Annotated in this window: 16 protein-coding genes and 1 tRNA gene; 10 read left to right on the forward strand and 7 right to left on the reverse strand. The window is 64.0% G+C overall.

Features of this window, described 5'->3' with window-relative positions:
* The first annotated feature begins 18 nt into the window (after nucleotides 1–18).
* Both ACXAEH_RS14510 and ACXAEH_RS14515 read left to right on the forward strand, forming a co-directional pair.
* Nucleotides 19–429 carry a globin domain-containing protein gene (locus ACXAEH_RS14510; RefSeq protein WP_475033762.1) on the forward strand — a complete coding sequence of 137 codons (411 nt, stop codon included), beginning with the start codon at nucleotides 19–21 and terminating at the stop codon, nucleotides 427–429.
* Between the two features lie 88 nt (nucleotides 430–517).
* A tRNA-Leu gene (locus ACXAEH_RS14515) sits at nucleotides 518–604 on the forward strand.
* 121 nt (nucleotides 605–725) lie between these two features.
* Here the strand turns inward: ACXAEH_RS14515 and ACXAEH_RS14520 are convergent.
* The 3 genes from ACXAEH_RS14520 to ACXAEH_RS14530 are packed head-to-tail and all read right to left on the reverse strand — an operon-like array spanning nucleotide 726 to nucleotide 4,350.
* Entirely contained in the window at nucleotides 726–2,201 is a 1,476-nt protein-coding gene (locus ACXAEH_RS14520) for a heme biosynthesis HemY N-terminal domain-containing protein (protein WP_475033764.1), read from the reverse strand.
* 10 nt (nucleotides 2,202–2,211) lie between these two features.
* Nucleotides 2,212–3,585, reverse strand: a complete 1,374-nt coding sequence (locus tag ACXAEH_RS14525) for a COG4223 family protein (RefSeq protein WP_475033766.1) — start codon at nucleotides 3,583–3,585, stop codon at nucleotides 2,212–2,214.
* A 54-nt stretch (nucleotides 3,586–3,639) separates the two neighbouring features.
* A complete protein-coding gene (locus ACXAEH_RS14530) occupies nucleotides 3,640–4,350 on the reverse strand; it encodes a uroporphyrinogen-III synthase (RefSeq protein WP_475033768.1) in 711 nt (236 codons plus the stop codon).
* 89 nt (nucleotides 4,351–4,439) lie between these two features.
* Between ACXAEH_RS14530 and tsaD the strand changes: the two genes are divergently transcribed.
* From tsaD to ACXAEH_RS14560, 6 genes are all read left to right on the forward strand, one after another.
* A complete protein-coding gene (gene tsaD, locus ACXAEH_RS14535) occupies nucleotides 4,440–5,537 on the forward strand; it encodes a tRNA (adenosine(37)-N6)-threonylcarbamoyltransferase complex transferase subunit TsaD (protein WP_475033770.1) in 1,098 nt (365 codons plus the stop codon).
* Entirely contained in the window at nucleotides 5,534–6,496 is a 963-nt protein-coding gene (locus tag ACXAEH_RS14540; protein ID WP_475033772.1) for an NAD(P)H-dependent glycerol-3-phosphate dehydrogenase, read from the forward strand. The genes tsaD and ACXAEH_RS14540 overlap by 4 nt, the downstream gene beginning before the upstream one ends.
* Before the next feature lies 1 nt (nucleotide 6,497).
* Complete coding sequence (locus ACXAEH_RS14545; protein WP_475033774.1) at nucleotides 6,498–6,770, forward strand: YciI family protein; 273 nt, start codon at nucleotides 6,498–6,500, stop codon at nucleotides 6,768–6,770.
* Nucleotides 6,770–7,192, forward strand: a complete 423-nt coding sequence (locus ACXAEH_RS14550; RefSeq protein WP_475033776.1) for an EVE domain-containing protein — start codon at nucleotides 6,770–6,772, stop codon at nucleotides 7,190–7,192. Before ACXAEH_RS14545 ends, ACXAEH_RS14550 begins: the two co-directional genes overlap by 1 nt.
* A 45-nt stretch (nucleotides 7,193–7,237) precedes the next feature.
* Complete coding sequence (locus tag ACXAEH_RS14555; RefSeq protein ID WP_475033777.1) at nucleotides 7,238–7,633, forward strand: DUF1761 domain-containing protein; 396 nt, start codon at nucleotides 7,238–7,240, stop codon at nucleotides 7,631–7,633.
* Between the two features lie 288 nt (nucleotides 7,634–7,921).
* On the forward strand, nucleotides 7,922–8,569 hold the full coding sequence (locus ACXAEH_RS14560; protein WP_475033779.1) for a DUF899 family protein: 648 nt from the start codon (nucleotides 7,922–7,924) through the stop codon (nucleotides 8,567–8,569).
* Nucleotides 8,570–8,642: 73 nt separating this feature from the next.
* On the opposite strand, the gene ahcY is transcribed toward ACXAEH_RS14560, so the two are convergent.
* Both ahcY and ACXAEH_RS14570 read right to left on the reverse strand, forming a co-directional pair.
* Nucleotides 8,643–10,031, reverse strand: a complete 1,389-nt coding sequence (gene ahcY / locus ACXAEH_RS14565; protein WP_475033780.1) for an adenosylhomocysteinase — start codon at nucleotides 10,029–10,031, stop codon at nucleotides 8,643–8,645.
* Nucleotides 10,032–10,182: 151 nt separating this feature from the next.
* On the reverse strand, nucleotides 10,183–10,497 hold the full coding sequence (locus ACXAEH_RS14570; protein WP_475033781.1) for a hypothetical protein: 315 nt from the start codon (nucleotides 10,495–10,497) through the stop codon (nucleotides 10,183–10,185).
* 252 nt (nucleotides 10,498–10,749) lie between these two features.
* On the opposite strand from ACXAEH_RS14570, the gene ACXAEH_RS14575 reads away from it, so the two are divergent.
* A complete protein-coding gene (locus ACXAEH_RS14575) occupies nucleotides 10,750–11,340 on the forward strand; it encodes an HD domain-containing protein (protein ID WP_475033782.1) in 591 nt (196 codons plus the stop codon).
* Between the two features lie 382 nt (nucleotides 11,341–11,722).
* Here ACXAEH_RS14575 and ACXAEH_RS14580 read toward each other — a convergent pair whose 3' ends face one another.
* Together ACXAEH_RS14580 and ACXAEH_RS14585 are read right to left on the reverse strand one after the other, a co-directional pair.
* Nucleotides 11,723–12,277: an ActR/PrrA/RegA family redox response regulator transcription factor gene (locus ACXAEH_RS14580; RefSeq protein WP_475033784.1), complete on the reverse strand. Its 555-nt coding sequence runs from the start codon at nucleotides 12,275–12,277 to the stop codon at nucleotides 11,723–11,725.
* A gap of 78 nt (nucleotides 12,278–12,355) precedes the next feature.
* Nucleotides 12,356–12,976, reverse strand: a complete 621-nt coding sequence (locus ACXAEH_RS14585; RefSeq protein ID WP_475033785.1) for an SCO family protein — start codon at nucleotides 12,974–12,976, stop codon at nucleotides 12,356–12,358.
* Nucleotides 12,977–13,093: 117 nt separating this feature from the next.
* Between ACXAEH_RS14585 and regB the strand changes: the two genes are divergently transcribed.
* Entirely contained in the window at nucleotides 13,094–14,491 is a 1,398-nt protein-coding gene (gene regB, locus ACXAEH_RS14590) for a sensor histidine kinase RegB (protein WP_475033787.1), read from the forward strand.
* Nucleotides 14,492–14,545: the final 54 nt, after the last annotated feature.

The raw sequence follows: 14,545 nt of genomic DNA on the forward strand, positions 1-14,545 counted from the left end.
ATGCAGGAGGTCGGTTTTATGGTGAGCGAACAGGACAAGGCTTTGATCCGGCAAAGCATCGAGAGCGAGCGGATGGATCTTGAGGCCTTTGTGCCGGTCTTCTACCAAAAGTTCTTTGCGGCCTGCCCGGACATCCGGGATCTGTTTTCCGACGACATGACCCAGCAGGAGGACAAGCTGCTGGCATCGCTCACCCATATCGCCGAAGCGCTGGATGATTCCGAACGGCTGGACGCGCTGCTGCTGGACCAGGGGAACAAGCACCGCCGGCTGGAGGTTTCGGACAGCCATTTCAACGGCTTCATCACCAGTTTCACTGGCGCCCTGGCCGAAACCCTGGGGCCGGACTGGGACAGCGCCACACAGGTCGCATGGGCCGGTTTCCTGGAATATGTGGCAGCCAAAATGAACTTCCTCACCCGGGTCTGAACCGCAGGCCGCAGTTCAGGCGGCACCGCAGCGGATTTCTGTTTGACGCCCCTTGCAAACCGCCTTATACGCCCTGCTCACGACACCGGCCCAGGTGGCGGAATTGGTAGACGCGCTAGCTTCAGGTGCTAGTGTCCGCATGGACGTGGAGGTTCGAGTCCTCTCCTGGGCACCATCCCCCCCAAAGCATCGAAAAAGCCGCGCCTGCATCGGTGCCCTTCCGCATTTGCGCCGCGGCTGCCCCATAAAAAACGGCGGGAAACTCCCGCCGCTTTGTTGATCGATTTTTCCGCGGTTCAGCCCGCCGCTTTGACCGCGTCCTGCGGCTCGGCGCCGGTCTCTTCGCCAGCTTCCAGTATCTCCGCCTCTTCCGCGGTGTCCGCAGCCTTGTCCTCCAGCGCGCCGGTGATCAACGGCAGCATGTGGGCGGCCGCAACACTGGCCACTTCCGGCGTTTCCGGGCGCTTCCAGGACAGGGTGTCAAAGCTGGTGCAATGCTCGCAGACCGGTGCCCAGTCCGCGTGGATATGGTTGCAGCTATCGCACACCCACTGCGGCCCGCGCGGCGCGGTCAGCGCCTTGGCCAGCCAGCCCTGCACCACCTTGTCGCCGGCGCCCTCGCCGCGCTCCACCGCGGCCATCAGCGTCAGCGCCCGGGCATCCGGCGCGCGCTCGGCCAGATCCCCCAGCCAGCGGCGCGCCTCGGGGAAGTCCTCGGCCACAATGTTCAGCTCTGCCATCACCAAGCGGGTCTCGTCATCCTGCGGCTTCAGGCGGGCCAGCTGGTCAAACCGCTTGACCCGCTCTGCCGCGCTCTCCTCCGGCTCAACCTCGGCAAAGGCATGCGCCAGATCGGGATGCGGCTGGCTTTCCCAGGTCTTTTTCAGAAGGCGCACCGCCGGGCGCTTCTTGCCCTTGGCGATATAGGCGCGCGCCGCCATCGCCGCGGCGGGCACCAGGTCCGGCGACAGGCGGTTGGCCTCGATGGCCTGCTCCTGCTGTTCGACCGTTGCGTTTTCATCCAGCAGCCCCTTGGAGGAGGACAGCGCCAGCACCGCGTCGCGGCGTTTGAACACATCGCGCGGCAGGGTGCCGGTCTTGAGCTTGGTCGACAGCGTCTTGCGTGCGCCTGCCCAATCCTCGGCCTGGGCCTGCAAGCGCAGCAGAGTGTCCTGCACTTCCTCATGCTTGGGCCGCAGCGCCAGCGCCTTTTCGGCCAGCTGCCGGGCGGTGTCGGTGTCACCCTCCGACAGCTTCTGCTTCATGATCCCGCGCACCCCGACAAAGCGGGTGGTCTGGCCCGACAGCAGACGCTTGTAGGCTTCGGCCGCCTTATGGGTGTCGCCGCTCATCTCGGCGGCCTGGGCCACCAGCAGGTCGGTCAGCTCGGGCTTTTGCAGATATTTCTCGGCCCGCGCCGCCTTGGCCAGCGCCAGGCGGCCCTCGCCCGAGGCCAGCGCCATCAGCCCGTCGGCCAGCGCCTGATAGCCTTTGCGCTCGCGCCCCTTGTCCCAATAGCGGGACAAGGCGGTCTCATCGCCGTTCAGGAAATGCCAGGTGGCGGCCAGCAGGGCCAGCAGCTTGAAAAACACCCAGACGGCAGCCACCAGCACGCCCAGCGCCAGGACCGATTGCAGCGGGCCAAGCGTGTATTCGGTGCCGGCAACGGTGATCTGCACCCCGCCGGCAGTTTCCATCAGCAGCCCGGCGCCAAAAGCCAAAAGCGCGACGGCCGCAAAAAAGACGAGGATCTTCAACAATGACCAGAGCATGGCGGCTTCCTTATTTGGCTTGCAGGCTTTGGGCCAGATCGGCAGCGGCAGCCACCGCTGCCACCCGTGCATTTGCGGCGGCTTCCCAGCTGGACAGGGCCGCGCGGGCCGCCTCGGGCAGCGCCGCAATCTCATCCAGCGCATCCTGTACCTTGCCTGCGGCCACCGCCGCTTCGGCCCGTGACAGGACAGCATCCGGGTCATCGCCCTCGCGCGGCTCGACCGAGCGGGCGCCCAGATGGCGGTTCACATAATCCAGCAGGCTGCCGCCGTCCTTGGTTTCCGCGCGGGCAGAGGCCAGCGCCTCGCGCGCCGCCGGGGCAAAGCCGTCGCGCAGCGCGGACAGGGTCGCGACACCGCTTTCGGCCGGGCCGGACAGGGCTGCGGGCAGCGCAACGCCAAGGCCCGCCAGTTCCTGCGCATTGGCGGCATAGCTGTTGCCGCTGTCCAGGGCAGAGCGCAGCTGCGCCAGCTGGGTCTGGGCGCTGGCAATGCGCGCGGCCTCGGCGCTGGCGGCATCCATCGCCTGGGCTTCGGCCAGCATCTGCTCGACTTCCGAGCGCTGCGCCGCCAGGCTGTCCTGCAGCTTGGCCAGTTCGGTTTCAAACGCGGCAACTGCCTCCGGCGAGGCGCCTTCCAGCGGGCGGGTTTCCAGCCCGGCAACCCGGGCCGCCAGGGCATCCAGATCTGAACGCTGCGCCGCGTCCGGGGCCTGCGCGGATTTCAAGGGTTCGATCTCAGCAGCCAATTCGCTGATCCGGGTTTCGATCGGTGCGAGGTCCGGCGCCTGATTGGCCTCAACCTGCTGTTTCAGCGCCGCAACCGCAGCCTCCAGATCGGACTGGCCTGTTTCAAGCGCGGCAACATCCGCGCTGCTGCCTTTCAGCGAAGCGGGCAAAACTGAATCGAGCCAGCCGCCCTGACCGGCCACAAAGCCGATCACCGCCGCCACAGCGCCGCCCAGAACCGCAGCGCCGAATCCGCCGCGTTTCTCGACAACCCGCTCCACCTCGCGCACAGGCTCGGCAGCGGCGGCTGTTTCAACCGGATCTGCAAGCGCCTCTTCAACCGCCGCATCCTCAGCGGCGGTTTCTTCGGTCTCGGTCTCGGTCTCGGTCTCGGTCTCGGTCTCGGTCTCGGTCTCGGTCTCGGTCTCGGTCTCGGTCTCGGTCTCGGTCTCGGTCTCGGTCTCGGTCTCGGTCTCGGTCTCGGTCTCGGTCTCGGTCTCGGAAACCGGGGACCCGGAATCGCCGGAAGCGTCAACTGCCTCTTCGGCGGTGTCCGTGCTCACGTCCTGTTCCGAAGTCTCCGCAGCTTCTTCAACCGGCTGGGTCTCGCCGGGGCCTGGCTCAATCACGTCTTCCGGAGTTTTCTTGTCAGCCACGCCGGCCTCCCCCCTCAATTCCTAAAAAATACATTCTCGCGAACACGCTGGACACTACTCTGCGCAATCCCCGCCCTCAAGCCGGGACAGCTGCGCTGCGGCATCAAGGACGGCCTCGCCCATCGCCTTGGCATCCGGAGCCCTACTTACGCGCAACGTCTTGCAATTCAAGCCTTTCAATGGCTCCGCCACCGCCGGGCTCAGCGCAATCAGATGCAAATTCGCGGCATCCCCGCACAGATTGGCAAAATGGCGCGCAGTTCTGGGAGAGAAAAGCGGCACGATCACATCCTTTTGCGCAGCTAGCACGGCCTCGGCCTCACCGGTGAGCGGCAGAAGCACCTGATCATAGACCACCTGCTCGCGGCACGGCAGCCCGGCGTCCGAAAGCCGCTGCGCGATCTCCCCGCGCGCATGGGTTCCACGAAGGTGCAGCAACGGCCCCTCAGGGCGCTGCTGCAACAGGTCCGCAACCAGCTCATCCGCGCATGTGCCCGCACAGGACGCCTGCCAGCCCGTCTTCTCAGCCGCCCGCGCCGTGCGCTCTCCCACGCAATAGGCAGGCAGGCGGAGGGAGGTTTCACGTGAAGCGGCCTCCACCCCGTTGGCTGAGGTGAAGATAACCGCCCCGGCATCCCCCAGCGGAACCGGCGCATTTGCCGGGCGGATTTCGATCAGCGGCGCGTAGATCACCTGCAGCCCGGCGCGCGCCGCATCCGGCAGCCCGGCCGCGAACCGCTCTGCCGCCGCAAGCGGGCGTGTCATCAGCAAAGGGACCATCGCAGGGCTCCCGGGATTGTTTGCAGGCAGCTTAGGTGGTAGCCCCGGCGGCAATTCGATGCAACGGTAAGGCCATGACAAAGACCCTGACCATTCTGGGGCTGGAGAGCAGCTGCGACGACACCGCCGCCGCCGTGGTGCGGCAGGCAGATGGGGCGCGGCCCGAAGTTCTGTCCTCCATCGTGTTCGGCCAGACCGAGCTGCACAGCGCCTTTGGCGGCGTGGTGCCGGAGATTGCGGCGCGCGCCCATGCCGAGAAACTGGACACCTGCGTCCGCGACGCGCTGGCCGAGGCCGGGCTGAGCCTGCAGGATATGGATGCAGTGGCCGTTACCGCCGGCCCCGGCCTGATCGGCGGGGTAATGTCCGGCGTGATGTGCGCCAAGGGGATCGCGGCTGCCACCGGCCTGCCGCTGGTGGGGGTGAACCATCTGGCGGGCCATGCGCTGACCCCGCGGCTGACAGATGGCATCGCCTATCCCTATCTGATGCTGCTGGTCTCTGGTGGCCATTGCCAATACCTGCTGGTACGCGGGCCCGAGGATTTCACCCGCCTGGGCGGCACTATTGATGACGCGCCCGGCGAGGCCTTTGACAAGACCGCGCGCCTGTTGGGGCTGCCGCAGCCCGGCGGTCCGTCGGTGCAGATGGAGGCCGGGAACGGCGACCCCAAACGCTACCGCTTCCCGCGGCCGCTGCTGGACCGGCCGGACTGCAACCTGTCGTTTTCGGGGCTGAAGACCGCGCTGATGCGGATGCGGGATCAGATCGTGGCGGAGAAAGGCGGGCTGACGCGTCAGGACCGCGCCGATCTGTGTGCCGGGTTTCAGGCCGCGGTGGTGGATACGCTGGCGGAGAAAACCCGCCGTGCGATCCGCCTCTATCTGGAAGAGAGCCCTGCGCAGCCAACCGTTGCCGTGGCTGGCGGTGTGGCGGCAAATACCGCCATTCGTGCCGCGTTAGAGACTGTTTGCGCCGAGGCCGGCGCCGCCTTCACCGCGCCGCCATTGCGGCTGTGCACGGATAATGCGGCGATGATTGCCTATGCCGGCCTTGAGCGGTTCAAGGCGGGCGCCCGCGACGGGCTGGACCTGACCGCCCGCCCGCGCTGGCCGCTGGACCAAAGCAGTCCGGCGCTGATTGGATCCGGCCGCAAAGGAGCCAAGGCATGAGCATTTCCGTTCTGGGATCGGGTGCGTTCGGCACCGCTTTGGCAATTTCACTGGCTGGCAACGGGCCGGTGACCTTGTGGGCGCGCAACCCCATGAAGGCGCAGTTGATGCAGGACAGCCGCCGCAACGGCACCCGCCTGCCCGGCGTGGTGCTGCCGGAGAACCTGGCCGTTACCGCGGATATTGCGCAGGCCTGCGCCGCGGAGGTGCTGCTGCTGGCGGTGCCGATGCAGACACTGCGCGGGGTGCTGGAAGCGCATCGTGATCTCTTCACCGGCAAGACACTGGTTGCCTGCTGCAAAGGGATCGAGCTGGACTCCGGCCTGGGCCCGGTTGCGGTCATTCAGGAAGTCCTGCCAGATGCAAGCGCCGCCCTGCTGACCGGCCCAAGCTTTGCCGCCGATATTGCCCGCGGCCTGCCAACCGCGCTGACCCTTGCTTGCGAGGATGCGGAACTGGGCAAGGACCTGCAGGAGCAGCTGACCACCGCCAACCTGCGCCTTTACCGCACGACGGACACCGCCGGCGCCGAGATCGGCGGCGCCCTGAAGAACGTCATGGCAATTGCCTGCGGTGCGGTCATCGGGGCGGGGCTTGGCGACAGCGCGCGGGCCGCCCTGATGACCCGCGGCTACGCCGAGATGCAGCGCATGGCGCTGGCCTGCGGCGCCAAGGCAGAAACGCTGGCGGGCCTTTCCGGCTTTGGCGACCTGACGCTCACTTGCAGTTCGGACCTGTCGCGCAACTACCGGCTGGGCCTGTCCATCGGCCGGGACGAAGAGTTTGATTCCAGCATCACGGTGGAAGGTGCCGCCACCGCGCGGGCGGTGGCAGCGCAGGCCCAGCGGATGGGATTGGACATGCCGATCACGCTCACGGTAACCAATTTGCTCGATCAGCGCTTGACGATCAGCGAGGCAGCGGCACATTTGCTTAAAAGACCATTAAAAGAGGAATAAAATGCTCATCGCATTGATTGCCCGCGACAAACCCGGCCACCTGCAGACCCGGCTGGACAACCGCGACGCCCATCTGGCCTATATCAACGACACCGGTGTTGTGGCGCAGGCCGGGCCGCTGTTGGATCAGGATGGCAATATGGCCGGATCCCTGGTTATTCTGGACGTCGAGGACATGGCAGCCGGCCAGGCCTGGGCGGACAGTGACCCCTACAACAAGGCAGGCCTGTTCGAGGCTGTCGAATTGATCACCTGGAAGAAAGTCATCGGCTGATGCGTTACTGGCTGTTCAAATCCGAACCCTCCACCTGGAGCTGGGACAATCAGGTCTCCAAGGGAGACGCGGGTGAGGAATGGGACGGCGTGCGCAATTATCAGGCGCGCAACTTCATGCGCGAGATGAAAATCGGCGACCGCGGGTTCTTCTATCATTCGCAGAAAGAGAAATCCGTGGTCGGCATCGTCGAGGTCTGCGCCGAGGCGCATCCCGACAGCACCACGGTTGATGAGCGCTGGGACTGCGTCGACATCAAGGCGGTGCGCGCCTTTTCCAAGCCGGTGAGCCTGGACCAAATCAAGACCGATCCGAGGTTGGAGGAGATGGTGCTGGTCAAGAACTCCCGCCTGTCGGTGCAGCCGGTGAGCGAGTCCGAATGGGCCGCCATCTGCGCGCTGGGGGAGACAGATCCCGGCTGATCTGCCACTCTGCTCTCCATAGGCAGGACAGTCAGGGAGAGCATCATGGAACTTGTCAGTGTGATTGCAGCGGCGGCGGCAGCCTTTGTGCTGGGCGCGGTCTATTACGGCGCTTTGGCCAAACCCTGGGTTGAGGCCTCGGGCGTGGAATGCGGTGAGGACGGCAAGCCGAAGGGCGGCCAGAGCCCGGCAATCTTTGCCATGGCCTTTGTGCTCCAGCTGATCGTCGCTGGCATGATGCGCCATGTGTTCACCCTGTCGGGCATCGATTCCTTTGGCGCAGGCCTGGTCGGCGGCGCCGGTGTCGGGCTGTTCTTCATCAGCCCCTGGATCGCGCTGAACAACATGTATGGGATGCGGCCGGTGAAACTGACGCTGATCGACGGCGGCTATGCGACGCTGGCCTGCGCCGCGGCCGGTGCGGTGCTGGGGCTGTTCTAAGCCCGCTGCATATGAATTGAAAAAGGGAAGGTCTTGCGGACAAACAAGACCTTCCCTTCCACCCCGCGTGCTCCATATCCACCACACGCGTATGAAAATCTGTGTCTTGGCCGTCCTGACCGTGCATTCAGGTATATGCGTTCCGGCCCCGATTCCGCAAAGCAATAACCCGGACAATGCGAGACAAATGGAAACCGCTTGCCTTTGGCAGCCCCGGTACTTGACAGGGCGGCTCATTATTTAACAATATTGTTAAATATAAATCTTGCCAGCCAGAGAGGGTGAACCATGCCTGTAAGCCTCCCCAATGAAAGCGCGGCCTACCGGGCTGCCCGCAATGAGCTGCTGAAAGCCGAGCTTGCGCTGAGGGCGCAGACCGAAGAGGTCGCCGCCCTGCGCCGCGCCCTGCCGGAGGGCGGGCTGGTTGCGCAAGACTACAGCTTTCGCAGCACCGGCGGGGATGAGGTGTCCATGCGGGAGCTGTTCGGCGGCCACAGAACTCTGGCCATCTATTCGCTGATGTACGGCCCGGATGCCAAATCCGCCTGCCCGATGTGTTCTGCCTTTCTGGACGGCTGGCGCGGGCAGGTCGCCCATGTGCAGGAGCGCATGGGCTTTGCGGTGGTGGCCCAGTCTGCGCCAGAGCGGCTGGCGGCGTTGCAGGACGAATTGGGCTGGCAGGCACTGCCGCTCTATTCTGCGGCAGACACAAGCTATCAGCAGGATTACCTGGCCGAGAATGAAACCGGCGCTCAGCTGCCGATGCTGCATGTCTTTACCCGGGACAGCGATGGCATCCGTCATTTCTGGGGGTCGGAGATGTTCTTTGAGCCCAGCCCCTGGCAGCCCCGCCACGTAGACGCGCTGTGGCCGCTGTGGAACCTGTTCGACCTGACGCCCGAGGGGCGCGGCAGCCATATGCCAAACCAGAGGTGAGCCTGCCGGGCAGGCAAAAGAAAAGCGCCGCCGGATTTCTCCAGCGGCGCTGATTATTCAAAAGCGAAGCCGCTTAGTAGCGGTAGTGCTCCGGCTTGAACGGGCCTTCCGGCTTCACACCGATATAGGCGGCCTGCTCGGCGCTCAGCTGGGTCAGCTTGACGCCGATACGGCCCAGGTGCAGGCGGGCGACTTTCTCGTCCAGATGCTTGGGCAGGATGTAGACGTCGTTTTCGTAGTTGTCGCCGCGGGTCCACAGTTCGATCTGGGCCAGCACCTGGTTGGTGAAGGAGGCCGACATCACGAAAGAAGGGTGGCCGGTGGCGTTGCCGAGGTTCAGCAGACGGCCTTCGGACAGCAGGATGATGCGGCTGCCCGAGGGCATCTCGATCATGTCGACCTGGTCCTTGATGTTGGTCCACTTGTGGTTCTTCAGCGCAGCAACCTGGATTTCGTTGTCGAAGTGGCCGATGTTGCCGACGATCGCCATGTCCTTCATCGCGCGCATATGCTCGATGCGGATCACGTCCTTGTTGCCGGTGGTGGTGATGAAGACGTCAGCACTGGCGACTTCGTCTTCCAGCAGGGTGACCTCAAAGCCGTCCATGGCGGCCTGCAGGGCGCAGATCGGGTCGGCCTCGGTCACTTTCACCCGGGCGCCAGCGCCACGCAGGGAGGCAGCGGAGCCTTTGCCCACGTCGCCATAGCCGCAGACCACGGCAACCTTGCCGGCCAGCATGGTGTCGGTGGCGCGGCGGATACCGTCGACCAGCAATTCCTTGCAGCCGTATTTGTTGTCGAATTTGGACTTGGTGACCGAGTCGTTGACGTTGATCGCCGGGAACGGCAGCTGGCCGTTCTTTTGCAGTTCGTACAGACGGTGCACGCCGGTGGTGGTTTCCTCAGAGACACCCAGGATGGCATCGCGGGTCTTGGTGAACCAGCCGGGCGACGCCTCCATGCGCTTGAAGATTTGCGCCTTGATGACGGCTTCTTCCTCGGACTGCGGCACCGGGATGATGTCTTCGCCGGCTTCGGCGCGGGCACCCAGCAGCACGTAAAGGGTGGCGTCGCCGCCATCGTCCAGGATCAGGTTGGCGCCTTCGGGGAACATGAAGGATTTGTCGAGGTAATCCCAATGCTCTTCCAGGGTCTGGCCCTTGATCGCAAAGACCGGGATGCCGGCCTCGGCGATGGCCGCGGCGGCGTGGTCCTGGGTCGAGAAGATGTTGCAGGAGGCCCAGCGCACATCCGCACCCAGCGCCACCAGCGTTTCGATCAGAACCGCGGTCTGAATGGTCATGTGCAGCGAGCCGACAATGCGGGCGCCTTTCAGCGGTTTGCTTTCGCCGTATTCCTCGCGCAGCGCCATCAGGCCCGGCATTTCGGTTTCAGCGATATCCAGCTCTTTGCGGCCAAAGCCTGCGAGCGCGATGTCCTTGACGGTATAATCCCCGGCCATAGTCTGCTCCATTCCGGTTACACGTTATCTTGCCGAAGGCCCTAACACTGAGAGTGTTTAGATTCAACGAAGATACCGGCAACCGGAGAGTGCACCTCAGGCCGTCAGGACGGTTCAGGCTGTTGGGGGGAGCCCGCCGGGGCTGCCAAGGTCAGCTTGGCGTGCCCGGGACTTTCTTTACTTCCTTGATCTGGAAGAATGAGGAACCTGTTGCCACAACGCAGCTGATCCCGTTTGCATGTGTGACCAGAACAGTGAAGGTTCCGGTTTCATCCGACGACCAGACCTCGATCACAGTGGCCTCAGGACGGCTTTTCTGCAATCCGCCGGCGGTCAGCCGTTCGGAGTATCCGCTTTCCAGCTTGGCGGTCATCGCTTCACGGTCGCCGCAGCTGGCTGCCCATGCCGGCGGGGCGGTTGCCGCCATGCCGAACAGCAGGGAAAGACCTAACAGACGCTTAAACATGACTTGCTCCTTTCGTTCGCATCACGTTCGCGAAAGGGGCTTGCCTGGGAGGGGCAATGACCCCCGTCGTACTAATGATATGGGGGCGCGGCGGGCTCATATCAAATTCACAACCGGTCAAGCAGCCGTCAGCGCAGGTTAGGAAACAGGGTTCGCGGCCGCGTTGTTTTTTCAGTTTCAGCCTATGGAATCCGAGGCTTGCGCCTTATTGTGCGGCCTCACGCAGGTGGTCGAAAGCAGGAAAGGCAGCTCATGAAAAATCCCCGCGCCTGGCAACGGATGCTTTCGGGCCGCCGCCTGGATCTGCTGGATCCGACACCGGTGGATATAGAGATCGAGGACATCGCCCACGGTCTGGCCTTTGTGGCGCGCTGGAATGGCCAAACAAGGGGTGATTTTGCCTATTCCGTGGCCGAGCATTCGCTGCTGGTTGAGGATATTTTCAGCCGGATGCAGCCCAAGGCGCCGGTCAAATGGCGGCTGGCGGCGCTGCTGCATGATGCGCCGGAATATGTGATCGGCGACATGATCTCGCCGGTGAAGGCCGCTGTCGGGCCAGGGTACGGCGAGCTGGACCTGCGGCTGACCGCGGCGATCCATTTACGGTTCGGCCTGCCTGCGGCCCTGCCCAAGACCGTCAAGGCGCAGATCAAGCGGGCCGACAAGGTCAGCGCCTGGATGGAGGCGGTGCAAATCGCCGGGTTCTCGGAAAAGGAGGCCACCAAGTTCTTTGGCCGGCCGAATGAGGATATCGTCCGCAGCCTGGAGATCCATCTGCGGCCGCCCGTCGAGGTGCGGCAGGATTTTGTGGCCCGACATCTTGAGCTGCTTGAGCAGATGTGACGCCTGAGGGGCTGACGGCACGCCCTGCGGTTTTGCCCGGCCAGGGGTCCTGCCCTGCCGGTGTTTGCCGTCTCTGTTTCTGCTGTTCTGCCGGTCTTGCGTATCAAGCAAGGTAAGGATGGCGGCGCCGCCAACAATGGCGGAATCGGTACGGGCGTATCCGCCCGCGTGCTAAACGTTGTCTCTGCACGTCCCCCATAGGGGAACCTGTTCCAAGGTGCCGGGGGTGTCAGGCCCGGCGGTGACCGCGATCAGGGAGCACTGTGACAGACAGAAGAAAACTTCAAGTGAAGCCTGCGTGCGCTGGATGCGCAACACCTGCAGGCGGCCGCAGGGCGGGCGGTTCCACCCGCCGGCAAGCGGCAGGCGGCAATTGCAGGGCTCAGCGCGGGCTGCGCTTGGCCAGGATCCGCTGCAGGGTGCGGCGGTGCATGTTCAGCCGCCGCGCGGTTTCCGAGACATTGCGGTCGCAAAGCTCATAGATCCGCTGGATATGCTCCCAGCGCACCCGGTCCGCGCTCATCGGGTTTTCCGGCGGCGGCGGCAGCTCATCGCCGCTGGCCAGCAGCGCGTTCATGATGTCGGTGGCATCGGCCGGCTTGGACAGATAATCCGTTGCACCGATCTTGACCGCCGCCACCGCAGTGGCGATGGCGCCGTATCCGGTCAGCACCACAACCCGGCTGTCGGGGCGTTTTTCGCGCAGCACCTCGACCACATCGAGCCCGTTGCCATCCTCCAGCCGCAGGTCGACCACCGCATAGGCCGGCGGGCGGGCGGTTGCGATGGCGCTGCCGGCCGCAACCGAACCTGCGGTCTCAACCTCAAAGCCGCGCTTTTCCATTGCCTTGGCCAGACGCCGCAGAAACGGCTCGTCGTCATCGACCAGCAGCAGCGTCTTATCCGGTCCAATTTCCTGCAGAGCAGTTTCGGCCATGCCCGGTCCTCCGCGTCCTTTTTCTGTTCACGCAAGAATATGTCCGCGCGGCAGGAAAGGTCAAACAGCTATCCTGCCTCAGGTTTTGCCGACAAAGCAGGCGGTTTTCTCGGCCATTTGCTCCGCCGTTTCGTCGCGGCGGAAGAACTCGACAAAGCCGTCTTCGGGCAGCACCAGGTAAGAGAAGGTGGAGTGGTCGACCAGGTAATATTCGTCGTCGCCCTCGTTCTTCTTGAAGTAGGTCTTGTAGGCCTTGCTGGCGGCCTTGACCTGGTCCAGCGAGCCGGTCAGGCCGATCATCTTTTCATGCAGGTTTTCGGCATAATCGCCAACGGCCTCAGGGGTATCGCGCTCCGGGTCGATGGAGATGAACACCGGTGTTGCGCTGATACCGCGCTCGGCCAGCACATCGATGGCATCGGCGTTGCGGGCCGAATCCATCGGGCAGACGTCGGGGCAGAAGGTATAGCCGAAGTAGACAATCGAGGGCTCGGTGATCACGTCCTTGTCGGTGACGGTTTCGCCTTGGGCGTTGACCAGTTCGAACGGGCCGCCGATGGTGTCGGCGCCGCCGGCGATCTGGCTGCTGCGGCACTGTGCGAATTTGTCGCCCCCGGTGCCGCCGCGGGTCAGCATCCAGGCGCCGCCCAGCAGGGCAGCAACAAAAACGGCAGCAAGAAGAGCATAAAGGCGGGTCATGAGATCACACTTTTCGTCAGGGAAGGGTTGTTGATCGTTTGCGGCGCCAGACCTATCAAGAAATACAGCCGATGCAACTGCCGCACGGCGTCACATCCGCGGGAGCACCGAAAGCACATGAGCGAACGCCCTTACCGGCTGCTGAGCGGCCAGGAGCACAGCAACTGGATCCGGCTGCGCACCCTGATCCTGTTGCGCTGGGTCGCAATTGCGGGCCAGGTGACGGCCATTGCCGTTGCCCAGTACCGGTTCAACCTGCAGCTGGAGCTGGCGCTTTGCTATCTGGCCATCGGTGTTTCGGCTGCCGGCAACCTGATCGCCGTCTTTGCCTTCCCTGAAAACAAGCGCCTGAGCGAGTTCGAGAACTTCCTGATGGTGCTGTTCGACCTCTTGCAGCTGGCGTTCCTGCTGTATCTGACCGGCGGGCTGAACAATCCGTTTGCACTGCTGGTGCTGGGGCCGGTGACGATTTCGGCTGCAGTGATGGGGCTGCGCTCGACCCTGATCATCGGTGCCACCGCCATCATTCTGGTCACCCTGATGGCGGAATTCCACTTGCCGCTGCGCACCGAACAGGGGTTCATCCTGCGCATTCCGGATGTGTTCATCTTTGGCAATTGGATCGCGATTGTGATCGCCATCCTGTTCATCGGCGCCTATTCCTTCCGCGTCAGCAACGAGATGCGCTCGATGTCAGATGCTCTGAGCGCCACCCAGCTGGCGCTCTCGCGCGAGCAGAAGCTGACCGATCTGGGCGGCGTGGTTGCCGCCGCCGCGCATGAGCTGGGCACGCCGCTGGCCACCATCAAACTGACCAGCGCCGAGCTGATCGAGGAGCTCGACGACCGTCCAGACCTGCGCGAGGATGCGGCCCTGATCCGCGAACAGGCCGACCGCTGCCGCGACATCCTGCGCGGCATGGGCCGGGCCGGCAAGGACGACCTGCACCTGCGGCAGGCGCCGTTCTCGACCCTGGTGAACGAGGCCGCCGAGCCGCATATGAACCGCGGCAAGGCGATCCTTTACAATGAGGAGCCGCTGGAGGGCGGCGATTTCCAGCAGCCCACCGTCATGCGCAAACCCGAGATCATCCACGGGCTGCGCAACTTGGTGCAAAACGCCGTCGACTTTGCCAAAACCACTGTCTGGATCGATGCTGCCTGGAACGATGACCGCATCACCCTGCGGATTTGCGATGACGGGCGCGGTTTCCCGCCGCAGCTGATCGGCCGCATCGGCGACCCTTTCGTGCGCCGCCGCCAGGGCGAGAGCGAGCTGAAGCAGCGGCCGGAATACGAGGGCATGGGGCTGGGCCTGTTCATCGCCAAGACGCTGCTGGAACGCACCGGCGCGCAGCTGCGGTTCGCCAACGGAACAGACACGTTCCAGACCCTCAACCCCTATCAGGACCGCCGCGGTGCAATCGTCGAGGTCTCCTGGCCGCGCAAGAAGATCGATGCCCTAGCCGGCGGCAGCAGCCCGGCGCTGGGAAAAAATATTCCTCTAGAAATTTAACTATTCACTTTTGGGCAACCAATTAAACTTGATTTAACCTTTATTAGGGAACCA

The sequence above is a fragment of the Leisingera sp. ABM4_060 genome (genome assembly GCF_056158765.1).